Annotated in this window: 20 protein-coding genes; 4 read left to right on the forward strand and 16 right to left on the reverse strand. The window is 43.4% G+C overall.

The annotated features are described in order from the left end of the window. Positions 1–8: 8 nt before the first annotated feature. From dnaE to rpsB, 16 genes are all read right to left on the reverse strand, one after another. Positions 9–3491, reverse strand: a complete 3483-nt coding sequence (dnaE, locus tag LDO73_RS14000) for a DNA polymerase III subunit alpha (RefSeq protein WP_224058745.1) — start codon at positions 3489–3491, stop codon at positions 9–11. 29 nt (positions 3492–3520) lie between these two features. Then, a complete protein-coding gene (rnhB, locus tag LDO73_RS14005; protein WP_224058747.1) occupies positions 3521–4111 on the reverse strand; it encodes a ribonuclease HII in 591 nt (196 codons plus the stop codon). Beyond that, a complete protein-coding gene (lpxB, locus tag LDO73_RS14010) occupies positions 4111–5265 on the reverse strand; it encodes a lipid-A-disaccharide synthase (protein ID WP_224058751.1) in 1155 nt (384 codons plus the stop codon). Before lpxB ends, rnhB begins: the two co-directional genes overlap by 1 nt. A gap of 52 nt (positions 5266–5317) precedes the next feature. After that, positions 5318–6115: an acyl-ACP--UDP-N-acetylglucosamine O-acyltransferase gene (gene lpxA, locus LDO73_RS14015; protein WP_224058753.1), complete on the reverse strand. Its 798-nt coding sequence runs from the start codon at positions 6113–6115 to the stop codon at positions 5318–5320. 1 nt (position 6116) lies between these two features. After that, a complete protein-coding gene (gene fabZ / locus LDO73_RS14020) occupies positions 6117–6569 on the reverse strand; it encodes a 3-hydroxyacyl-ACP dehydratase FabZ (RefSeq protein WP_006658399.1) in 453 nt (150 codons plus the stop codon). A 130-nt stretch (positions 6570–6699) separates the two neighbouring features. Continuing rightward, complete coding sequence (gene lpxD, locus LDO73_RS14025; protein ID WP_224058759.1) at positions 6700–7737, reverse strand: UDP-3-O-(3-hydroxymyristoyl)glucosamine N-acyltransferase; 1038 nt, start codon at positions 7735–7737, stop codon at positions 6700–6702. Between the two features lie 3 nt (positions 7738–7740). Beyond that, positions 7741–8235 (reverse strand): molecular chaperone Skp, encoded by a 495-nt coding sequence (skp, locus tag LDO73_RS14030; RefSeq protein ID WP_224058760.1) that lies wholly within the window; start codon positions 8233–8235, stop codon positions 7741–7743. Between the two features lie 87 nt (positions 8236–8322). After that, complete coding sequence (gene bamA / locus LDO73_RS14035; protein ID WP_224058762.1) at positions 8323–10737, reverse strand: outer membrane protein assembly factor BamA; 2415 nt, start codon at positions 10735–10737, stop codon at positions 8323–8325. Between the two features lie 41 nt (positions 10738–10778). Beyond that, positions 10779–12131, reverse strand: coding sequence for a sigma E protease regulator RseP (gene rseP / locus LDO73_RS14040; protein ID WP_224058768.1), 1353 nt, complete (start codon positions 12129–12131; stop codon positions 10779–10781). Positions 12132–12139: 8 nt separating this feature from the next. After that, on the reverse strand, positions 12140–13006 hold the full coding sequence (cdsA, locus tag LDO73_RS14045; RefSeq protein ID WP_224058769.1) for a phosphatidate cytidylyltransferase: 867 nt from the start codon (positions 13004–13006) through the stop codon (positions 12140–12142). A 6-nt stretch (positions 13007–13012) separates the two neighbouring features. Further along, the gene (gene uppS, locus LDO73_RS14050; RefSeq protein ID WP_224058770.1) at positions 13013–13765 is read right to left on the reverse strand and encodes a polyprenyl diphosphate synthase; all 753 of its coding nucleotides are present in this window, start codon (positions 13763–13765) and stop codon (positions 13013–13015) included. Positions 13766–13946: 181 nt separating this feature from the next. Then, positions 13947–15140 (reverse strand): 1-deoxy-D-xylulose-5-phosphate reductoisomerase, encoded by a 1194-nt coding sequence (ispC, locus tag LDO73_RS14055; RefSeq protein ID WP_224058772.1) that lies wholly within the window; start codon positions 15138–15140, stop codon positions 13947–13949. 149 nt (positions 15141–15289) lie between these two features. Beyond that, entirely contained in the window at positions 15290–15847 is a 558-nt protein-coding gene (frr, locus tag LDO73_RS14060) for a ribosome recycling factor (protein WP_224058774.1), read from the reverse strand. A gap of 108 nt (positions 15848–15955) precedes the next feature. After that, complete coding sequence (gene pyrH, locus LDO73_RS14065) at positions 15956–16684, reverse strand: UMP kinase (RefSeq protein ID WP_224058776.1); 729 nt, start codon at positions 16682–16684, stop codon at positions 15956–15958. 206 nt (positions 16685–16890) lie between these two features. Next, positions 16891–17742 carry a translation elongation factor Ts gene (gene tsf / locus LDO73_RS14070; protein ID WP_224058777.1) on the reverse strand — a complete coding sequence of 284 codons (852 nt, stop codon included), beginning with the start codon at positions 17740–17742 and terminating at the stop codon, positions 16891–16893. A gap of 134 nt (positions 17743–17876) precedes the next feature. Continuing rightward, the gene (rpsB, locus tag LDO73_RS14075; RefSeq protein WP_224058780.1) at positions 17877–18602 is read right to left on the reverse strand and encodes a 30S ribosomal protein S2; all 726 of its coding nucleotides are present in this window, start codon (positions 18600–18602) and stop codon (positions 17877–17879) included. 675 nt (positions 18603–19277) lie between these two features. On the opposite strand from rpsB, the gene map reads away from it, so the two are divergent. The 4 genes from map to LDO73_RS14095 all read left to right on the forward strand — a co-directional run bounded on the left by map (position 19278) and on the right by LDO73_RS14095 (position 24570). Continuing rightward, positions 19278–20075 (forward strand): type I methionyl aminopeptidase, encoded by a 798-nt coding sequence (map, locus tag LDO73_RS14080; protein WP_224058782.1) that lies wholly within the window; start codon positions 19278–19280, stop codon positions 20073–20075. Positions 20076–20181: 106 nt separating this feature from the next. After that, positions 20182–22821 carry a bifunctional uridylyltransferase/uridylyl-removing protein GlnD gene (gene glnD, locus LDO73_RS14085; protein ID WP_224058784.1) on the forward strand — a complete coding sequence of 880 codons (2640 nt, stop codon included), beginning with the start codon at positions 20182–20184 and terminating at the stop codon, positions 22819–22821. Between the two features lie 60 nt (positions 22822–22881). Next, entirely contained in the window at positions 22882–23709 is an 828-nt protein-coding gene (dapD, locus tag LDO73_RS14090) for a 2,3,4,5-tetrahydropyridine-2,6-dicarboxylate N-succinyltransferase (RefSeq protein ID WP_224058786.1), read from the forward strand. 474 nt (positions 23710–24183) lie between these two features. Continuing rightward, the gene (locus LDO73_RS14095; protein WP_224058788.1) at positions 24184–24570 is read left to right on the forward strand and encodes a DUF3461 family protein; all 387 of its coding nucleotides are present in this window, start codon (positions 24184–24186) and stop codon (positions 24568–24570) included. Positions 24571–24609: the final 39 nt, after the last annotated feature.

Consider the following 24609-nt stretch of genomic DNA (forward strand, 5'->3'; position numbering starts at 1 on the left):
TTCCTATTTTAGTCAAATTCTAATTCTACCTGCTCACTACCCAGCAGAGTTCGAAGGTCGTTCAGAAGGGGATCCACGGGTGTTACACGCCAAACAACGCCAAACTTAAGCTTAGCTCTGGCATCATCCTTCTGATAATACAAGTGAACCGGTATCGTGCCTGAACGGTGAGGTTCAAGCGCATTACGAAGCCGATTCAGTAATTGATCGTTAATCTGTTTATCGGACAGTGAAATTGCAAGGCCGCGCGCATACTTTTCCCTTGCTTCGCCGATATCCATTAATTCGCGCACTGTCATTTTATTACCACCATTGAAATCATCAAAGCTGACCTGACCGGTGGCAATTAAAATATTGTCTTTCTCCAACATATGTTGGTATTTATCCAACGCATCTGAAAATAACATAATATCCAGACGACCGGAACGATCATCGAGCGTGCAAATCCCAATTCGGTTTCCACGTTTGGTGGTGATCACTTTGGCTGAGAGCACTAAACCTACCACAGTTGTCACTTGACCACGAGGGGTTGGGTTCACATCTTTCAATCTCAAACCATTTGTATAACGCTCTATCTCACTTAAGTATCGCGTTATTGGGTGACCTGTCAAATAGAGACCCAACGTTTCGCGCTCACCTTCTAGCACGACTTGTTCAGGCCACTTTGGCACACTCGCGTAAGAACTTTCAACCTGTTCAGGGGCTTCGGCAAGCACCCCAAACATATCCCCTTGCCCGATAGCTTCTGCTTTAGCATGCTGATCTGCCGCTTTTAATGCGTCTTCAAGGGATGACATCAAGGCCGCTCGGTGAGGGCCTAAATGATCGAATGCCCCTGCCATGATCAGCTTTTCCATCACGCGGCGGTTGATCTTTTTAATGTCTACTCGAGCACAAAGATCGAAAATTTCTTTAAAGATCCCACCTTGTTGGCGAGCTTCAATTATCGCTTCAATTGGGCCTTCACCAACGCCTTTAATTGCGCCGATACCGTAAACTATCTCACCTTCATCATTCACATGGAAGTGATATAACCCACTATTGATATCTGGTGGCAATACTTTCAAGCCCATGCGCCAACATTCATCAACCAGCCCCACCACTTTTTCCGTGTTATCCATATCCGCAGTCATTACTGCAGCCATAAATTCAGCCGGATAGTGGGCTTTTAGCCATAATGTTTGGTACGAGACTAGTGCATAGGCAGCAGAGTGTGATTTGTTAAATCCATAACCGGCGAATTTCTCCACCAAGTCAAAGATTTTCATCGACAACTCACCATCTACCCCGTTTTTGATGGAGCCTTCCTCAAAAACGGAGCGCTGTTTTGCCATCTCTTCAGGTTTCTTTTTCCCCATCGCACGACGCAACATATCTGCGCCACCGAGGGTATAACCCGCTAAAACCTGAGCAATCTGCATAACCTGTTCTTGGTATAGGATAATACCATAAGTTGGCTCTAGAACAGGTTTTAATGATTCGTGCTGCCAATTTACATCAGGATATGAGATCTCTTCACGACCATGTTTACGGTCGATAAAGTTATCTACCATCCCCGATTGCAGCGGACCTGGGCGGAATAATGCCACCAGAGCGATCATATCTTCAAAACAGTCCGGTTGCAGGCGTTTAATCAGATCCTTCATTCCTCGGGATTCTAATTGGAATACCGCCGTGGTTTCCGAGCGCTGCAACATATCGAAGCTTTTCTTATCCTGTAAAGGAATGGCTGCAATATCAATCGGTTCTAAATTTTTTTTAGCTCGACGGGCATTGATCATCTCCAATGCCCAGTTAATAATGGTCAGCGTACGCAGACCTAGAAAGTCGAATTTTACCAAACCCGCATATTCGACATCGTTTTTATCGAATTGTGTAACGGGGTTATTACCTTCTGCATCGCAATAGAGCGGTGCAAAATCCGTAATTTTAGTTGGTGCAATAACCACCCCACCGGCGTGCTTACCGGCGTTCCGCGTGACCCCTTCAAGCTTACGCGCCATATCGATTAGCGCTTTAACCTCTTCATCTGCTTTATAAATTTCTGGCAGCTGCGGTTCTGCTTCAAAGGCTTTTTCAAGGGTCATCCCCGGATCAGGGGGAACTAATTTAGAAATTCGATCCACAAAACCATATGGGTGACCAAGCACACGCCCCACGTCACGAATAACAGCTTTTGCTGCCATCGTACCAAAGGTAATAATCTGAGATACCGCATCTCGCCCATACATTTGAGCAACGTGATCAATAACTTGGTCACGTTTTTCCATGCAGAAGTCAACGTCGAAGTCTGGCATTGAAACCCGCTCAGGGTTCAAAAAACGCTCGAACAGCAAATCAAATTCAAGTGGGTCTAAGTCAGTGATTTTGAGTGCGTAAGCCACTAAAGAGCCCGCACCTGAACCTCGTCCAGGACCAACAGGAACACCGTTATCTTTCGACCACTGGATAAACTCCATCACGATCAAGAAGTAGCCAGGGAATCCCATTTGGTTGATAACATTGAGTTCGATTTCCAAGCGTTCATCATATTCAATGCGTTTTACCGCCCGCTCTTTTTCATCTGGGAATAAAAACTCTAACCGCTCTTCAAGCCCTTTTTTCGAGCACATGACCAGATAGTCTTCGGTTTCCATATCCCCTGTTGGGAATTTAGGTAAGAAATACTCACCAAGACGAATAGTGACGTTACAGCGCTTAGCAATCTCTACACTATTTTCTAATGCTTCAGGGATGTCGGCAAACAGCTCGCACATCTCTTCTTCAGTACGTAAGTATTGCTGAGGACTATAATTTTTGGGACGCTTAGGATCAGCTAACGTGAACCCATCATGAATAGCGACACGAATTTCATGGGCATCAAAATCGCTGCTTTCAATGAAACAAACCTCGTTAGTCGCTACGACAGGCAGACCACGCTGAGTCGCCAATTCGACAGCCGCATGTAGGTAACTCTCTTCATCAGATCGCCCTGTACGAATAAGCTCAAGATAGTAAGCATCAGGAAAATGGGTTTGGTAGAAAGCTAAACTATCATCTACTAGTGCTTGGTTACCGCGGAGTAAAAACTGCCCCACATCCCCTTTTCGACCGCCTGATAGTAAGATCAAACCTTCTTTATATTTAACGAGCCAGTCGCGGTGAATAGTTGGCCCAATTGCACCATAACCTTTTTGGTAAGCTTCAGAGATAAGTAAAGTGAGGTTTTGATAGCCTTCGTTATTGCGAGCCAGAACCGTTAAGTGAGCAACCTCATCACCAAGTTGCTCACTTTCCATATAAAAATCAGCCCCAATGATTGGCTTGATACCCGCACCATGAGCCGCACCATAAAATTTCACTAACCCACAAAGGTTAGTAAAATCCGTGATGGCCAATGCAGGCATGCCCATGGCGGCGACTTTTTTCACTAATGGGCCGGTTTTTGCCAGCCCATCAATCATGGAGTAGTCACTGTGAACACGTAGATGAATAAAACGAGGAGAAGCCATTAACTTTATACCTATTTTTCTTATGCCGACTATTTAATGTCTAACGCACGTCTTACAGGCGCGAAGCTTTTACGGTGAAACTCGGTAGCGCCAAACTCAGCTAATTTTTCTAAATGATACGCTGTAGGATAGCCTTTGTGTTTCGCAAAACCATATTCAGGAAAAGTTTTATCAAGCTCAACCATTTCTCTGTCTCTGACCACTTTCGCCAGAATTGATGCAGCGCTAATCTCTTGGACTAAACTATCACCTTTAACAACGGCCTGTGATGGCATGGTCAATTTAGGGCAGCGATTGCCATCCACTAAGACAAACTCAGGTTGAATAGGAAGGCCTTCTACCGCCCTTTGCATAGCTAACATTGTGGCATGCAATATATTCAATTGATCGATTTCCTCTGGCTCTGCGCGGCCAATACACCAACACAGCGCTTTTTCTTTGATCTCATCGAACAGTTTTTCACGTTTTTTTTCGCTGAGTTTTTTAGAATCAGCAAGCCCTTCAATAGGATTGTTGGGATCTAAAATCACAGCAGCAGTCACCACGGCACCAACAAGAGGCCCACGTCCCACTTCATCAACACCAGCAATTAAGTTGGCTTTTGGGTATATAAATTCCATTATTTTCTAACCAAATCTAATACAGCATCTGCGGCTTGTTGATCGGCATCACAACGAATCAGTTGATGCAATTGTAAGAAAGTTTCCTTCAGCGCATCGACTTGCTTTCCGCCCTCCAACAATGGAAGTAGCTGGCTGGCAAGCTGCTGTGGCTGACACTCTTCTTGGAGTAATTCTTTCACGATTTCTTTCCCTGCCAATAAATTTGGCAAAGAAACATAAGGCGTTTTGACTAAGCGCTTGGCAAGCCAGAATGTGAAGGGCTTCATGCGATAACCCACTACCATTGGGCATTTGGTTAGCATACATTCTAAGGCAGCAGTGCCCGAAGCGAGTAATGTCGCATCTGCTGCGGTCATTGCATCGCGCGCCTGTCCATCCAGAATATGGACATTCAACTCTGGAGCAACCTGTTGTTTTATCTCATCGAATTGATGGCGTCGTTTCTGATTTACCAAAGGCACTACAATATGTAGATCGGTAAAGTGGCTACTTAATAGTGTAGCGGTTTTTAAGAAATCAGCACTGAGCATTTCGACTTCAGAATGGCGGCTTCCCGGTAACAATGCTAAACATTTTGCAGTCGTGGGGATATTTAAACGCTCACGCGCAGCCTGTTTATCAGGATTTAAGGGGATTGAGTCTGCCATTGTGTGTCCGATAAAACGGCAAGGGACATCAAAACGGTCATAAAATGCTTTCTCAAACGGGAGAAATGCCAAGACTAAATTTGTGGAGCGACCAATTTTGAATACGCGCTTTTGACGCCATGCCCAAACAGATGGGCTGACATAATGGATCGTTTTAATGCCTTTTGATTTTAAGCGACCTTCAAGGGTGATATTAAAATCAGGCGCATCAATGCCGACAAACACATCAGGTTGTAACTCAGTAAAACGCTGAGTTAAATCTTTACGGATGGATAATAAACGCGGTAAACGGCCAAGGACTTCAACAATCCCCATGACGGCGAGCTCTTCCATTTCATACCAAGCTTCACAACCTTCTGCTTGCATGAGAGGACCTGCAACACCGACAAAACGGGCATTGGGAACTTGTTGTTTTAAGGCACGGATAAGCCCTGCGCCTAAGATATCACCGGAGGTTTCTCCGGCAACAAGGCCAATAGTAAGTGGGCGGTTGCTATTCACCAAAATTCGCTCCTTATTAAAGGCCTTTTCTTGTGTTCATCTACAGCAGCAAAAATTAACGAATAATTCCGCGCTTAGATTGTGCTGAGTCTTCTAAGAAATCACTAAATACTTTGACGTGTTCGTCAGTTTTTGCCATCTCAGCAATTTCTTCACGCGCTTCTTCTAAAGATTTCCCTGAACGATATAACGCTTTGTATGCGTTACGAATAGCGTGCAGAGATTCTTTTTCAAAACCACGGCGTTTTAAACCTTCAAGGTTTAAACCAAATGGCGTTGCATGGTTGCCCTGTGCAATAACGTATGGAGGTACGTCTTGTGCAACACCAGAGCATCCACCGACCATTACGTGCGCACCAATCTGACAGAATTGATGCACCGCAGTCATGCCACCAATAATTGCGAAATCACCAAGAGTGACGTGACCACCTAACGTTCCGTTATTCGCGATAATACAGCGGTTACCAATGATGCAGTCATGCGCAATATGGACGTTAACCATCAGTAAATTATCATTACCAATTTTAGTTAGGTCGCCGCCTTGTGTGGTTCCACGATGGATAGTCACACTTTCACGGATGCGGTTACGGTCGCCAATCTCAACGCGAGTTGGCTCACCTTGGTATTTCAGGTCTTGGTTAATTTCACCAATCGAAGCAAATTGAAAAATAACGTTGTCACGACCAATTTTCGTGTGTCCGTTTACAACAACGTGAGATTTCAGCTCAGTACCTTCACCAATTTCAACATTAGCGCCGATATAGCAAAAAGGACCAATACGTACATTGGCACCAATAACAGCTCCATCTTCTACAATAGATGAGGGATGTACATAGGCAGTTTTGTCAATCATATCAGACCTCACGACGACGGGCGCACATCATTTCTGCTTCGCAGGCCACTTCTCCATCAACTTTTGCTACACCTTTAAAACGTGCAACACCGCGACGTTCTTTGATAAATTCAACTTCCAGGATCATTTGATCTCCTGGCAGAACGGGACGTTTAAAACGTGCGTTATCAATCGCTGCAAAATAATACAATTCGCCAGGTTCAAGTTTGCCTACGCTTTTAAACGCAAGGATGCCCGTAGCCTGAGCCATTGCTTCTAAAATTAAAACACCCGGAAAAATTGGTTTGCTAGGGAAATGTCCCTGAAAGAATGGCTCGTTAAAAGAGACGTTCTTTACCGCGCGCAAAGATTTACCTTCTTCAAAATCCAATACACGGTCAACCAAAAGGAATGGGTAACGGTGCGGAAGTAGTTCTAAGATTTCTTCTATATTCAGAGTATGATTATCACTCATCGAAATACTCTTCCTGTCTATTAATACTATCTAATTAATGAATCGGCCCGCTTTAACTCAAGGGTGAGTTAACAGGCAGGCCGGAAAAAACGTAACTCAAGAAACTATTTTAGCTTGAATTACCAAATAATTACTGATTTTTTTGATTTTGGCTATCTAATTCACGTTCAAGTGTCTTTAGACGCTTATTCATCTCATTGATGCTTAAGACTAAAGCTGCGGTTTTACGCCATGCTTTATTCGGCTGTAAAGGAATACCTGAAGAGTAAACTCCTGGCTCAGTAATTGGTCGCATGACCATTCCCATACCTGTTACAGTAACCTTGTCACAGATTTCCATATGACCATTGATAACACTGGCTCCGCCAATCATACAATAGCGACCAATTTTTAAACTACCCGCCATGATGACGCCACCCGCAACTGCGGTATTATCGCCTATTGTTACATTGTGCGCAATTTGGCATTGGTTATCGATGATAACGCCATTGCCAATAACTGTGTTATCTAATGCGCCACGGTCAATTGTTGTGCACGCGCCGATCTCAACACGGGACCCGATGATCACGGTACCTAATTGTGGGATCTTGATCCAATTACCACGATCATTGGCATAACCAAAGCCATCAGAACCGATCACTGTACCTGACTGGATTAAACAACTTTCACCAATCTCAACATGATGGTAAACACTGACATTCGCCCATAAACGGGTGCCTGCACCAATGCGGGTATTTTTACCAATAAAACAACCTGCACCAACCACAACGTTATCGCCTAGCACAACGCCACTTTCGATAACGGCATTCGCGCCAATTGCTACATTCTGACCAAGTTGGGCATCATCAGCGATAACCGCTGATGCATGGATATTCTCAGCAGGAGCTGGAGTAGTATCCATAATTTGCGCCATGTGCGCATAAGCAAGATAAGGATTATCTACAACCAGTGCAGCAACCTTACAAGCACCCAGATCTTTTTCAGTTAATACCACAGCAGCAGCTTGGCAATCTGCCAACTTATCGCTGTAACGGCTATCAGATAAAAAAGTAATCTGTTGATTGTTCGCTGAATACATCGGTGCAATACCGGTGATGACGATATCGCCATCACCGTGTAACTGTGCATTCAACTGCTGAGCGAGGTCAGCTAATCGAATTGAAGACATCTATTATTTAACCTGTTTTTGAACCTGACTGGTGATATCGATACCATCTTTTGCATACGCAACTGCGTTTGCATCGATAACAACGTCATAGCCTTCTTTCGCTGCAACAGATTTAATAGAATCTTGGATACGGCTCAGGATCTTATTACGCTCTTCAGATTGACGACGACGGTTGTCTTCTTCAAATTTTTGAGCTTTTTCAGCGAACTGGTCACGTTTAGTGATTAATTCTTTTTCCTGCTTTTCACGATCGCTAGTGCTCATAGTCGCACCGTCACGACGCAGTTTTTCTACGCGTGATTGCAGATCTTTTTCCAGATTCTGCAGTTCAGTAGCACGGCTTTTGAATTCACTCTCAAGCTGTTTAGCAACGGCTTCACGAGCTGGCATGTTTTGGAAAACTTCGCCAACATTTACGATAGCGATTTTTTCAGCATACGCACCCGCAGACATTGCTAAAGCAATACTCACACCCGCTGCACACAACAATTTTTTCACACTAAACTCCTTAACCCATTCTTATGGCTGGAAATTTTGGTAGCCCTCATTATTTTATGAGGGCTGATTTCGATAGAGACTGAATTATTACCAAGTTCTACCAATATTAAATTGGAACTGTTCTGATTTGTCGCCTTCGTAATCCTTGATAGGTTGCGCATAGGAGAAGACCAGAGGCCCAAGTGGCGAAATCCACTGTAAAGCAATACCCGTAGAAACACGGACGTTAGTTGCTGTACCGTAGTCAGGCATACCTGCACGCCATGCTGGGTTAATACTGTTCCAATTGGTATCCCATACTGTACCCGCATCTACAAACAGAGACGTACGGATCGTATTCGCATATTTCTCGTCGATAAATGGCGTTGGTGTAATCAGCTCAAATGAACCTGCATACATCGCGTTACCACCGACCGCATCGCTGGATGGGCTACCCGGCTCAGGTCCGTCAACGCCATTAACATTCTTCAGATAAACCGCTTTCGGACCGATGTTATTCGAACGGAAACCACGGATGGTGCTAGAGCCCCCAGCATAGAAGTTCTCATAGAATGGCATTTGCTTGCTGCCAATACCATCACCATAACCCGCCTGTGCACGACCTAACACAACCCATGTTTCATCATCATTTAATGGGAGATATTGGGCAGTATCAAAACGCAGTTTGTAGTATTCGTTATCAGAACCTGGGACAGTAACTTTACCTGAAACACTGGTTTTATTACCCGATGTTGGGAAGAAACCACGGTTTAAGGAGTTATACGTCCAACCTAAGTTTAGCGTAAAGTCATCCGCTCTGAAGCTTTCTTTGTTACGACCATCTTTAGTAACCGGTGGGTTTTCACCCATAGATTGTAGATAATCCCACATTGCAGCTTGCGCACGCATGTCAGACAGGTCGTTATGAACATAACCCGCACCAATACGGAAGGAGTTATTTTCATTGAATGGGAAGCTTAATGTGCTATCTAAACCATACGTTTTGTTGTTATAGCCAGATAAGTCCGCATCTTTCGCACTAAAGTCGTTATAGAAAATACGTCCGCCCAGACTCACACCGTTAACAGTGAAGTAAGGGTCTGTCATTGAGAACTCGACGTTTGTTGAGTAGTCATTTCGGCTGGCGTTAATACCAACCGCATTACCTGTACCCAACCAGTTATCCTGAGTTACGCCAACTTGGAAGCTCACGCCACTTTCAGTACCAAAACCAACACCAAAGTTCATTGAACCGGTGTTACGTTCTTTAACCTTATAGATAACATCAACTTGGTCTGGGCTACCCGGAATACGCTGAGTTTCAACATCAACAGTTTCGAAGAAACCAGTACGATTCAGGCGTTCTTTACCTAATTCAACTAAATCGTTACCTAACCAAGCACCTTCCATTTGACGCATTTCACGGCGTAAAACGGAATCTTTACTGGTATCGTTACCTTGGAAACGAATTTGACGAACATAGAAACGGTTACCGGCATCAACGTTAACATGCAGCTTAACTGTCTTATCAGCATCATTAATTTCTGGCTGAGTCATTACACGCGGATAGGCGTAACCATAACGACCAAACAGGTCTTTGATTTGGTTTTCCATCTGAGTCACTTGCGCACCATTGTATAACTCACCTGGTGTGATAGTGATCAACTCTTGGATATCCGCTAAATGCTCTGCCGTATTACCATTAACATCCACACCAGAAATCTTATATTGATCTCCTTCAGTGATATTAATCGTAATGTAGATATCTTTTTTGTCTGGTGTCAGGCTCACTTGCGTTGAGTCGATATTGAAACGTGCATAACCGCGATCAAGATAGAAACTGCGCAGGGTTTCTAGGTCGCCCGCCAATTTTTGTTTTTGATATTTTTGGTCAGCCGCAAGGTTCCACCATGGCACATCGTCACGTAATTGGAGCTTATTCACCAATTCCGCTGTTGAGTAGTTTTTGTTACCTACAATATTGATTTGCTGGATTTTTGCAGACACGCCTTCAGAGAACACAAATTTTAAATCCACGCGGTTACGTGGTAATGGCGTGACCACCGCTTTTACTGTCGCGTTGTATTTACCAACACTGTAGTAAAAGTCCTCTAAACCTTTTTCAATATTCGCAATTTTAGTGCGGTCTAATGCTTCACCCACACGGACATTGGATGCTTCCAAGTTCTGCTTTAGCATGTCATCTTTTACAGATTTGTTACCTGTAAAAGTGATACTCGCGATGGTTGGTCGTTCTTTAACTTGAACGATCAGCGTATTTCCATCACGCAGGACCCTAACATCTTCGAAGTTACCTGTAGAGAATAGCGAGCGAATCGAACGACTGATATCTTCGTTATCGATTGAATCCCCGACCCTGACAGGCATGTTCAATAATGCTGCACCAACGGCGACGCGTTGTAGACCTTCGAAACGAATGTCTTTAACTACGAATCCGTCTGAACCGTATGCAGTGGCGCTACCTAAAAGCAGCGACGCTATGAGCAACTTTTTCATCGCCATCGTTGTTATGCGTATTCCTTACTGGTCCCAAGCTTACAAAATTAGAAGCGAGAGAAATCATTAAAAAGTGCAAGTCCCATTAACAGAATCAATGCCATTGCACCAATTCGAAAACTGAAGTCTTGTACTCGCTCAGACACTGGACTCCCTTTAATTTTTTCAATTAATAAGAAGAGTAAGTGCCCCCCATCTAACACAGGCAATGGAAATAGATTGATGATGCCTAAGTTCACGCTAATCAGCGCAATAAACATCAGATAATATACCAAGCCTGACTCCGCCGAAACCCCCGCACCTTTTGCGATAGATACCGGCCCGCTCAAGTTATTGAGTTTGACATCCCCAACAACCAGTTTACCCATCATATTGACTGTCAGTTTCATTAACTGCCAAGTCTTGTCACTAGCTTGAAACAGAGCAGATACAGGGTTGTATTGCTGCACCATTTTATATTCATCTGCTAGCGGTAATACAGTTAGTTCGACACCTGCAACGCCAAAACGCTCACCTTTTTTATCTTCCTGAACATCAGGAACCAAGGTTAAATCAATCAATGTCGAATCACGTTGCACGGCTAATTTTAATGGTGTCCCCGGATTATTTCGGATTATTCTCGTCACTGGATTCCACGTATCCAGAAGCTCTCCGTTGACACTGATAATTCTATCTCCCGGTTTTAAACCGGCACGCTCGCCTGCTAAGCCCGCAGTCACTTTATGGATGACTGGGTCGACCTTCGCAGACACTGGCATAATCCCTATTGATAAAATAGGATCCTGCTTTTCAGGGTCAAACTGCCATGCGCTTAAATCCACTGTTTTAGAAACTGGCTCATTATATCCTTGAGGTAAAACTTGTGCAGTAAATTCCCTATCACCAATTTTACTCACCAGCGCTAAACGAACTGAATTCCAATCAGGTGTTTCGATACCATCTATCGATTTTAGTTCCATCTGAGGCTCAAAATTTGCCTCAGCGGCAATGGAATTTGGCTTAATACTATCAATGACCGGGCGAACAGACGGAATCCCAATCATAAAGACAATCCAGTAGACAACAATAGCGAGCAAAAAGTTCGCAAGAGGCCCCGCGCTGATAATGGCGGCTCGTTGTCCAACGGTCTTATTATTGAAAGCTAAGTGACGGCGTTCTGGGCTTACTTCACCAACACGCTCATCGAGCATTTTGACGTAACCACCAAGTGGGATCAGCGCTAAAACAAACTCTGTCCCATGTTTATCGACTTTACGCCATAGTGTTTTACCAAACCCTATAGAGAATTTCTCGACATAAACACCGCAACGGCGTGCGACCCAATAATGTCCAAATTCGTGCACAGTAATCAGCACACCAATCGCAATAATAAACGCCGCTAAGCTCCAAATAAATCCCATTAATCTTCCTAAAGACCAAAACCGTTAAAAACTAACAAATTTAGCCCTGCAAATACAGGGATTGCCGCAGTTAAACTATCAATTCTATCGAGTATTCCACCGTGACCTGGAATTAAATGACTACTGTCTTTAATACCCGATTGGCGCTTAAACATACTCTCTGTTAAATCACCGAACACAGATACTACAACAACAATAATTGAAGTCACTAGTAAATAATCTGGCATTGCTGGGATTGGTGCATATAAGCTAAATAACCATGAGATAATTCCAGCCGTAATTAAACCACCAACTAATCCTTCCCATGTTTTACCCGGAGAAACTTTTGGTGCCATTTTATTGCGACCAATAGTACGTCCAAACGCATAAGCCCCCGAGTCTGCACCCCATACCAATAACATAACGTAGAGTAACCACCATGCCCCAACAGAGGTATCTGCTTGGTAACCAATGGTTCTTAATACCATCATGCCACTATAGAAAGGCACGATAGTTAATACACCAAACAGTAAGCGAATGATGACCGATTTGCCCCATGAGGCAGAGGCTGGGTATGTCACAACTAATAAAATGGCGGCAACCCACCAGATTAAACCCGCCCATAGGCTATATAAAATAAACGGAGAACTTGAAAGTGCAGTCATGTCTGGTAAAGAAAATTGAATTGCGAGTAATACCGCCGCAAATACAACCGCTAAACCGATACGTTGAGTTTGTGAATGCCATCCTGCAAATTGCGCCCATTCCCATGCGCCCAACGCACAGACTGCGATAACCACTAAACCGAAATTTGCTGGGGACAGTAAAAAAAGTGCAGCTATAACAATTGGAATTAAAATCACCGCAGTGAGTAAACGATACTTCAGCACATCCATCCCCTTTTATTTGACGAGTTCGTCATCTGATTCTGCTCCACCATAGCGCCGTTCTCGCTTGCTAAAAGCATCGACTGCATCCTGAAACACCATTTCATCAAAATCTGGCCATAAAACGTTGGTGAAATAAAATTCCGCATAAGCAACCTGCCATAACAAGAAATTACTAATGCGATGTTCTCCACCTGTACGGATCACCAAATCGACACACTCTTGGTCATGCATACAAACATGCTCGCTAATCGTACTTTCAGTTACGTCATCAATAGATAACTCACCACGACTCACTTTTTCATAAACTTGCTTAACGCTATTAACAATATCCCAGCGTCCACCGTAGTTAGCGGCAATATTCAGCTGTAAACCTGTATTACCTGCTGTTAATGCTTCCGCTTTATCAATTCTTTTTCTTAAGGTTTCACTAAAGCGACTAACATCACCAATAATTTTCAGTTTTACGTTATTTTTATGCAGGTTTTTGACTTCATTATCTAATGCAAAAACAAACAGATCCATCAACGAACTGACTTCTTTTTCTGGTCTTTTCCAATTTTCACTGCTGAATGCGTAAAGTGTCAGGGAACGAATATTGTTCTTTACTGCAAAACGCACAGAACTACGTACAGATTCAACACCTGCTCGATGACCAGTAATTCTGAATTTTCCTCTCTGTTTTGCCCATCGCCCATTACCATCCATAATGATGGCAACATGCTTAGGCATCATAGAATCAGAGAGATTTTCACCACTAGAGTTCATTAAATGTTAATCCTTGTCTGTACTACTTGGGAAATCCGGCTCAATCATAACTCTTATGATTATAATTGCTGATAAGACACATCCTTAATGTGCTTATTGTTGATAAGCTTTCTATTCTCAACACGCCACATATTAAAGATATATTATAGTTATCAGCAACTAAATAAATCACATATCAAGATTAAAATTCTTGAGCAATTAGCTGAGCTGCTTCACGACGAGCACAAGCATCGATTTCTAAGACCTCATCAATGGACGTGGGTTCCGAAAAATCTAATTTATCCATAATCTTGTGATTAATTTTTGCAATATCCGTAAAGCGAATTTTCTCTTCTAAGAATGCACCGACAGTGATTTCATTCGCACCATTTAATGCGGTAGTCGCCGCTTGCCCTTGGTGACATGCATCGATAGCCAGTTTCAGACAAGGATAACGTTGGTAATCAGGCCCCACAAAAGTCAGCGAAGATAACGTATTGAAATCCAATGGCTTAGCGCCAGACATAATGCGCTGCGGATAGGCCATGCTGTACGAAATAGGCGTGCGCATATCCGGTGTTCCTAACTGGGCGATAACACTCCCATCACGATAGCGAACCATAGAATGGATCACAGATTGAGGGTGAATAATTACCTCCATCTGCTTTTCATTAGCATTAAAGAAATAGCAGGCCTCAATATATTCTAGACCTTTATTCATCATAGTCGCAGAGTCTACCGAGATTTTGCGTCCCATTGACCAATTAGGATGATTACATGCCTCATCAGGTGTCACCTGATCAAAATAAGATAACGGCGTATCTCTAAATGGCCCACCAGATCCTGTCAGCACAATGCTGGAAATCCCAGAAGCCGTCAGGTCGGCAAAGCCTAAATTCAATTGAATCTCTTCAGGTAGGCTTTGAAAAATCGCGTTATGCTCACTATCAATCGGGAAAACTGTCGCTTGGTGCTCTCGAATCGCATTAAAGAATAAACGGCCACTGGTAATCAGGGACTCTTTATTCGCTAATAATATTCTTTTCCCTTTGCGAATTGCTGACAATGTTGGGAGTAACCCCGCTACGCCAGTGATTGCAGACATCACTTGATCCGCTTCATCTAATCCAGCAAGTTCAATAGCTGATTCTGTACCCGATAAAACCTCTGTTTTGCAGTTATTTTCCGTCAGAATAGTGCGTAACGCTTTCGCTGCGCTTTCGTCAGCCATTGAGACATACTTAGGATTAAATTCGAGGCACTGGCTTGCCATCTCAGTCACGTTTTTACCTGCGACTAATGCAAGAATTTGGAATTGATCAGGATTTTGACGAACAACAGAAAGTGTACTTGTACCGATTGAACCTGTAGAGCCCAGGATTGTAAGACGTTTCATAGTGATCAGATACTCTGTATTAATTCAATACTGAGATTATATCAGCTTAGCGATGAGAAAGGATTGTTTAATAGAAATGATAAATAATAAAGCCATGCTAAAGCACACTTTTAAAAAATGTGTTCAGATGGCTTTATTATCAAGATGGATTAAAACTCCATCAGCTCCGCTTCTTTCTGAGCTAATGCTTCATCCACTTTTTTGATGAAGTTATCAGTCAGCTTTTGGATGTCATCCTGTGAACGGCGCTCGTCATCTTCACTGATTTCTTTGTCTTTCAGTAAAGCTTTAACTTTATCGTTAGCGTCACGGCGAACGTTACGAATCGCGATACGACCTTGCTCTGCATCGCCACGAACCACTTTAATTAAGTCTTTACGACGCTCTTCCGTTAATGGAGGAAGTGGAACACGGATAACAGTACCTGCTGAAGATGGGTTCAGACCTAAGTCAGACGCCATGATCGCTTTTTCGATTGCAGGTGACATGCTACGGTCAAAAACAGAAATTGCTAATGTACGTGAATCTTCAACAGTCACGTTAGCTAATTGACGCAGAGGCGTCGATGAACCGTAATAATCAACATTAATGCCATCTAACAGGCTTGGTGAAGCGCGGCCAGTACGAACTTTGCTGATTTGACTTTTTAGTGCTTCAAGGCTCTTTTCCATACGGTCTTGAGCATCTTTTTGGATTTCGTTAATCACGTTATCAACCCTTAAGAACTTGTTATTAAAGGCCGCAAAGCAGCCTCGCTTAAATTGTCTGAATTTATGTTAGATAATACATTCAAACTCAGGTCATGTCTCTGAGTATTAATTGTGAGAAATCAGAGTTCCTTCGTTTTCACCCATCACAACACGGCGTAATGCGCCTGGCTTATTCATGTTGAAAACACGAATTGGCAGATTGTGATCGCGTGCTAGCGTAAATGCAGCTAAATCCATAACTTTCAATTCACGCTCAAGAACGTCTTGATAATTCAGGTTTTCATATAGAACGGCATCAGGATCTTTGGCAGGATCTGACGAGTAAACGCCATCAACTTTTGTGGCTTTCAGTACAACATCAGCTTCAATTTCAATACCGCGTAAGCAAGCTGCTGAGTCCGTTGTGAAGAATGGATTTCCTGTTCCCGCAGAGAAGATAACCACACGGCCGTGACGAAGTAAGCTGATAGCTTCAGCCCAGCTATAGTTATCACACACGCCATTAAGTGGAATTGCAGACATCAGTCTTGCGTTTACGTATGCACGATGCAGCGCATCACGCATTGCCAGACCATTCATCACGGTTGCCAGCATACCCATATGGTCACCAACAACGCGGTTCATGCCAGCTTGTGCCAGACCGGCACCACGGAACAAGTTACCACCACCAATAACCACACCGACCTGTATACCCAGTTCTATAAGTTCTTTGATTTCCTGAGCCATACGATCTAAAACGCTAGCATCGATACCAAAACCTTCTGCACCTTGTAGAGCCTCGCCACTTAGTTTAAGCAGAATACGCTGATAAACGGGTTTTGCATTGGTTGCCATGAGTTGTGTCCTAACAGGTCATTATTGGAGTCATACATATAGAGCCTCGCTCTATATGCCGAAAAATGTATTTAATACAGAATGCTACACAAAAATAGTTCAAGTTGCAGGAAGTTGAGTCGCTACACCAAAAGAGGCGAATGCATGCAGCTTGAAATATGCAGTGTATTAAAGAAAGGCCGCCAATCGGCGGCCCTTTTCGTTGATTACTTGCTCATTGCAGCAACTTCTGCTGCGAAGTCAGTTTCAACTTTCTCGATACCTTCACCAACTTCAAAGCGGATGAAGTTCGTTACGTTAGCACCTTTTTCTTTCAGTAAGTCACCAACAGATTTGCTTGGATCCATTACGAAAGGCTGGCCAGTCAGAGAGATTTCGCCAGTGAATTTGTTCATGCGACCGATAACCATTTTTTCAGCGATTTCGCGTGGTTTACCAGATTGCATAGCGATGTCTAACTGAATTTGGTGCTCGTGAGCAACAACATCAGCTGGAACGTTTTCTGGAGTCACATATTCTGGCTTGCTTGCAGCGATGTGCATAGCGATGTGTTTCAGCAGTTCGTCATCTGCGCCTTCGCCAGCAACCAGAACACCGATACGTGCGCCATGCAGGTAGCTACCTACTTGTGCGCCTTCCAAAATAGAAACGCGACGAATATTGATGTTTTCACCAATTTTCGCAACTAAAGCTGTACGCGCTTCTTCAAATTTTGCTTTCAGAGCGTCAATGTCAGCGTTTTTATCAGCAACAACAGAAGCTAAAACTTCTTTACCGAATGCTAAGAAACCAGCATCTTTAGCAACGAAGTCAGTTTCGCAGTTCAGTTCGATCAGCGCACCAGTTTTACCGTCGTTGAAAACTTCAGTCAGGATAACGCCTTCAGCAGCAACACGGCCTGCTTTTTTAGCTGCTTTCGCTTGACCTGATTTACGCATGTTGTCGATGGCTAATTCGATGTCGCCGTTAGCTTCAACTAATGCTTTTTTACATTCCATCATACCTGCGCCAGTACGTTCGCGCAGTTCTTTTACCAATGCAGCGGTAATTCCAGACATGTGATTTATTCCTCGATATACCTCACGGGACTTTCCCACAAGGATAATTCTGATTCACAGAGACAAAAGGGGCCTAAGTAGGCCCCTTCTAACCAATATATAGCAATACCTGGTTAATAAGGGCTTTTGCCTTATTATTCAGCTTCTACTAAGCTTTCTTCTGCTTGAACAGCCAGATCTTGTGAACGACCTTCACGAACGGTGTTTGCTACAGCGCCCAGATACAGTTTGATTGCACGGATTGCATCGTCGTTACCAGGGATAACGAAGTCGATACCGTCTGGATCAGAGTTAGTATCAACGATAGCGAATACTGGGATACCCAGGTTGTTAGCTTCTTTGATAGCAATGTGTTCGTGGTCTGCATCGATAACGAACAGAGCGTCTGGTAAACCGCCCATATCTTTGATACCGCCTAAGCTGTTTTCTAACTTACCAAGTTCACGAGTACGCATCAGCGCTTCTTTCTTGGTCAGTTTGTCGAAAGTACCGTCTTGTGACTGAGCTTCCAGATCTTTCAGGCGTTTGATTGACTGACGAACAGTTTTCCAGTTAGTCAGCATCCCACCTAACCAACGGTGGTTCACGAAATATTGATCACAGCTTCCAGCAGCTTCTTGAACGGCTTCGCTTGCAGCACGTTTAGTACCAACAAACAGAATCTTGCCTTTACGAGAAGCAATTTTAGTCAACTCAGCCAGAGCTTCGTTGAACATTGGAACAGTCTTTTCCAAGTTGATGATATGAACTTTGTTACGAGCGCCGAAAATGAAAGGTTTCATTTTAGGGTTCCAGTAACGAGTCTGGTGACCAAAGTGAACGCCCGCTTGTAACATATCGCGCATGGAAACAGTTGCCATTTTATACCTCTGTATATAAGTAATTGGGGTTATGCCTCCACGAATCCCATGCTACCGACTCTATAGCTGCGTCTAAACGCATAAGAGCACCCCGGCGCATGTGCCGATTCGTGTGTGTTATTACACAATTGAGTTTTAGTTTACGCACATCCAATCGATGCCTTTAAGATTCACTCACTAATCCAAATTAGATTAAAAAATGAGATAAAGAGAAAAATATGGATTGCCGGCGCGCTTTATACCATAAAATGCAGTTGTAATCCAATAATTGTTGCTTTTTTCCCTGATAAAAACCAAGTGTATTACTCAGATTTCAACGAATTTTGCCCGTCACAAAAGGCCCTCTGGGCAAATATAGAGCAACAACAAAACGATAGCGAAAAATAGTTGAGATAAAAATTTAATCATCAAAAATCGACTTACATTTTTGACAATTTGTGCCCTAGAAAGCTCAATTTGAACAAACCACGCCTGAGGCTTGGCTTACCCTGTGCTCCATTATCTGTTTTTAATCGAATTGTGGACATCTAAACATATCGCCAACTAGTTGGCAGAAAATGCGGTGACTGTTACCATACTCGACATCAACGGTAAAAATGTCGCAACAATTGCCCATTTAGAATCCCTTTTTTTAACATGTCGCAAATCCCTTGCTGACATATATGGACTGAACTCATGGCTATTATTATCAAAACTGAAGAAGATATTCAGAAAATGCGTGTTGCTGGTCGCCTAGCAGCTGAAGTGTTAGAAATGATTGCACCGCATGTTGTGCCGGGAGTCAGTACAGGTGAATTGGATCGCCTTTGCCACAAACACATTGTTGAGCAACAACAAGCGATCCCAGCCTGCCTTGACTACCATGGTTTCCCTAAGTCTGTTTGTATTTCTGTGAATGATGTTATCTGCCACGGCATTCCAAGTGACGATAAAATTCTGAAAGATGGTGATGTCGTTAACATCGACGTCACTGTCATCAAAAATGGTTTCCACGGCGATACCTCTAAAATGTTCATCGTCGGTAAACCGACTATTCAGGGTGAGCGCCTGTGCCAAGTGACTCAAGAGAGTCTGTATTTGGCAATCCGTATGGTAAAACCAGGTATCCGTTTACGCACCCTCGGTAAAGCCATTCAAGAGTTTGTTGAAAAACAAGACCTGTCAGTGGTTCGCGAATATTGCGGTCACGGCATCGGTGAAGGTTTCCACGAAGAGCCACAAGTGCTGCATTATGATGCCGATGATAGCGGCGTTGTGCTGCAAAAAGGCATGACCTTTACTATCGAACCAATGGTGAATACCGGTGATTTTCGTATCCGTACCATGAAAGACGGTTGGACCGTAAAAACCAAAGACCGTGGTTGGTCTGCACAGTACGAGCACACTTTAGCGGTGACTGACAACGGCTGTGAAATTTTAACTCTGCGTAAAGAAGAAGAGCCATTTATTTCAGCGGTTCTGATCAACGAGTAATCGCATTTCAAGCTCCTCTTAGGGGGAGCTTAGTTTTTCTGTTCATCCCCTTTAAAAAAACGTAAGCTGACCATAATTTCTGTATGTTTCTCAACACGGACAGATCATGATGACGGCACCTTCAAACAGCTATTTATCCCCCACTCATTTCCAACCTTCCGATCTTGAGCTTTCAGCGCTTCGGCAACACGTTGATCAATTTGATGCTTGGCTAGAATCTGCATTTCACCAAGGGCAAAATGTCGTAGATTTACTCCGCGCCCGCAGTGACTACCTTGATGCCTTGCTCACCAAGCTTTGGCAGTCTTACCATTTTGACCAATGTTCAGATATGTCGTTGATTGCCGTCGGTGGCTACGGTCGTCATGAGCTACACCCGCTGTCAGACATCGATATTTTAATCCTCAGCCAGCAACCGCTCCCTGAAGAGATTGCCGCTAAAGTCGGTCAGTTCATTACCTTACTCTGGGATCTGCGTTTTGATATCGGGCACAGTGTTCGCTCATTGGAAGAGTGTATTGAAGCAGGAAAGCAAGACTTAACCACCGCCACCAACCTGATTGAATCGCGCTTAATCTGTGGTGATATCACTTTATTCTTAAGATTACAGAAAACTATTTTTAGTGATGAATTTTGGCCATCCGCCACTTTTTTTGCGGCTAAATTAACTGAACAACAAGAACGCCACCAGCGTTATCACAGCACTAGCTACAACTTAGAACCAGATATTAAAAGCAGCCCTGGCGGATTACGGGATATTCATACCTTACTGTGGGTAGGTCACCGCCATTTTGGTGCGACAACCGTCGATGAAATGGTCGGTTTTGGCTTTCTCACCGAAGAAGAACGTCAAGAACTCAAAGAGTGTTTATCGTTTTTATGGAAAATCCGCTTTGCCTTGCATTTAGTGGTCAAGCGCTATGACAACCGCCTACTATTTGATCGTCAATTTAGTGTTGCACAATCATTAGGTTATACCGGAGAACGCAACCAACCTGTCGAGCGCATGATGAAAGATTTCTATCGCGTCACTCGCCGCGTTAGGGAATTGAATCAAATGCTTCTGCAACTGTTTGATGAAGCTATTTTGGCATTGAATCCGAATGAAAAACCGCGCCCTATTGATGAATATTTTCAACTGCGTGGCAACTTAATCGATGTGATTGACGAAATGCTGTTTATTAAGCAGCCTGAAGCTATTTTGAAAATGTTTTATCAAATGGCTCGCAACCCTAATATTGAAGGGATCTACTCCACCACATTACGCCAATTACGCTTTGCACGGCGCGATCTTAAAGTCCCATTATGCGAAATCCCAGAAGCTCGCCGCATGTTTGTCAAAATATTGCGCCACCCAAGAGCCATAAAAGGGGCTTTTGTGCCGATGCACTTACACAGTGTTCTCAGCGCTTATACGCCATTTTGGAGCAACATTGTAGGCCAAATGCAGTTTGATCTGTTCCACGCCTATACAGTGGATGAGCACACTATTCGCGTCTTACAAAAAATCGACAGTTTTACGCAGGAAGAGAATCGCCACGAACACCCATTATGCGTCAGTGTTTACCCTAAAATTTTACAACCAGAACTCTTGCGATTAGCGGCGATGTTCCATGATATTGGCAAAGGGCGCTCAGGAGATCACTCCGATTTAGGGGCTGAATTTGTCTATGAATTCGCACTTCAACACGATTTTACAACCAAAGATGCAGAGCTTGTCTCATGGCTGGTGAAAAACCACCTACTAATGTCTGTGACAGCCCAACGCCGAGATATTCAAGACCCTGATGTGATCAAACAGTTTGCTGGGGAAGTAAAATCGACAGCACGCTTGAATTACCTGATGTGTTTAACGGTTGCCGATATTTGTGCCACCAACAGCACATTATGGAATAGCTGGAAGCAAAGCTTGATCCGCGAGCTCTATCTTTCTACCGAGCATCAACTCAACCAAGGCATGCAAAGTACCCCCGATCTTCGCGAACGCATTCGTCATCATCGTTACCAAGCGCTATCGCTACTACGCCAATCTCACATTGATGAAGAGCAGCTCAACACTTTGTGGTCACGCTGTCATGCGGATTATTTCCTACGTCACACGCCAATTCAACTGGCTTGGCACGCCAACCACCTGCTCAAACACGATTTAACCCAGCCTTTGGTGTTAATCAGCACTCAACCGAAACATGGTGGAACAGAAATTTTTATCTGGTGCCACGACAAAGCGCACTTATTTGCAACAGTTGCCAGTGAACTGGATAGACGCAATCTAAGCATTCATAGCGCTCAAATTTTTACCAATAAAGATAATATGGCCATGGATACTTTCGTGGTACTCGAACCTAACGGCTCGCCACTTTCGAAAGATAGATATGAACATATCCGCAAGGCGCTATTACTGGCAGTTCAACAACCTGAAATTCCGTTACCAAAACCGCGAACACTCCCTGCGAAGCTACGTCATTTCAGCGTGCCAACCAAAGTAAATTTTCTACACTCAAATAATGACCGTCGTACCTACATGGAGTTATTCGCTCTTGACCAACCCGGATTACTCGCCAAAGTGGGGCGCATTTTCGCTCAAATGGAGATTTCTTTATATGGTGCCCGTATCACGACCATTGGCGAAAAAGTCGAAGACTTTTTCGTTTTAGCGGATAAAGAACACAAAGCATTGGATAAAAATATGCAACAAGAGTTATCAGAAAGGTTGACAGAAGCCCTTAAATCGAAGGATAAAATATAGTGCCAATCTAATTTATGGCATGTTACCTGACTGAGAACCATTGTAGGAGAAACAATATTAATGCAACAATTACAAACAATTATTGAGCAAGCATTCGAAGATCGCGCATCCATTACTCCGAATACCGTTACACCAGCGGTTAAACAAGCCGTGATGGAAACCATCGCTTTATTAGATAGCGGTAAACTGCGTGTTGCAGAAAAAATTGCGGGTGTTTGGGTCACTCACCAGTGGCTGAAAAAAGCAGTTTTATTATCTTTTCGTATTCATGATAACCAAGTCATCGAAGGCGCTGAAAGCCGCTATTTTGATAAAGTTCCGATGAAATTTGCAGATTACGACAAAGCTCGCTTTGAACGTGAAGGCTTCCGTGTTGTTCCACCTGCTGCCGTACGCCAAGGGGCTTATATCGCTAAAAACAGCGTATTGATGCCATCTTACGTCAATATCGGCGCGTATGTTGATGAAGGAACAATGGTTGATACATGGGCAACAGTGGGCTCTTGTGCACAAATTGGTAAAAATGTTCACTTATCTGGTGGCGTCGGCATCGGTGGTGTTCTGGAGCCATTACAAGCAAACCCAACAATTATCGAAGATAACTGCTTTATCGGCGCACGTTCTGAAGTGGTTGAAGGCGTGATTGTTGAAGAAGGTTCCGTTATTTCTATGGGCGTTTATCTGGGTCAAAGCACCAAGATTTATGACCGTGAAACTGGTGAAATTTTCTATGGTCGCGTACCTGCAGGTTCCGTTGTCGTTTCTGGTAATTTACCGTCCAAAGATGGTCGCTATAGTCTGTACTGCGCCGTAATCGTGAAAAAAGTCGACGAAAAAACCCGCGGGAAAGTCGGTATCAATGAGTTACTAAGAAGTATTGATGAGTAGCTTGCCGGTAAGTTACCGCATGAGTGACTAATCAGGCTCTAAACACTCTCACCTACCCTTACATTTTAAGGGGCATAAGGTGTAAAACGCGAAGCTACCCCGAAGCGCATGTTCATCTGCGAATCGGGTAGCCGAGTGTCCCATTGATCCATAATGGAAAATCCTGCACCTCAAGCATAAATCCCTCGTTAAGTCAGCAGAAGCCTCTGGGTTATAGATAGATAACGCAAATAATAAAGAAGATTCTATTACAAACAGAGGTTGGTCAAACTGGATTAATCGCGCATAATATGAACGAGAATTTACTGCCCTTGGTCAATTAGCTGCTATTATTAGATGGTTATTTTGTAACTAATCATTTTATAAGCAATTAGGGCTCAGTAAATGGTTATAAAAAGAGACCGCCTTGTTTATAGCCCTTATTTATAACCCTAAAAGTCATCGACACAGTCCCTTACGATTAAGCGAGCTAACATGTACGACAATTTGAAAAGTTTAGGTATCAGCAATCCGCAAGATATCGACCGCTATTCCCTGCGCCAAGAAGCTAATAACGATATTTTAAAAATTTACTTTCGCAAAGATAAAGGCGAGTTTTTCGCTAAAAGCGTGAAATTTAAGTACCCACGCCAGCGTAAGACTGTTGCAGCGACTGATGGCAGCAACAACTTCAAAGAAATTAACGAAATCAATACTAACTTACGTTATGCCATTGAAGAACTGGATCAAATTTGTCAAAACGACCAAACTGATGTTGATTTAAAACACAAAATTTTAGATGACTTACGTCATTTAGAACACGTTGTGTCCAATAAAATCGCAGAAATTGAAGCGGATCTCGAGAAACTCACTCGTAAATAATCAGCTTCCTCACTGCACTGTAAACCAACATGTTTACAG

Source organism: Providencia alcalifaciens (assembly GCF_915403165.1).
Classification (GTDB): domain Bacteria; phylum Pseudomonadota; class Gammaproteobacteria; order Enterobacterales; family Enterobacteriaceae; genus Providencia; species Providencia alcalifaciens_C.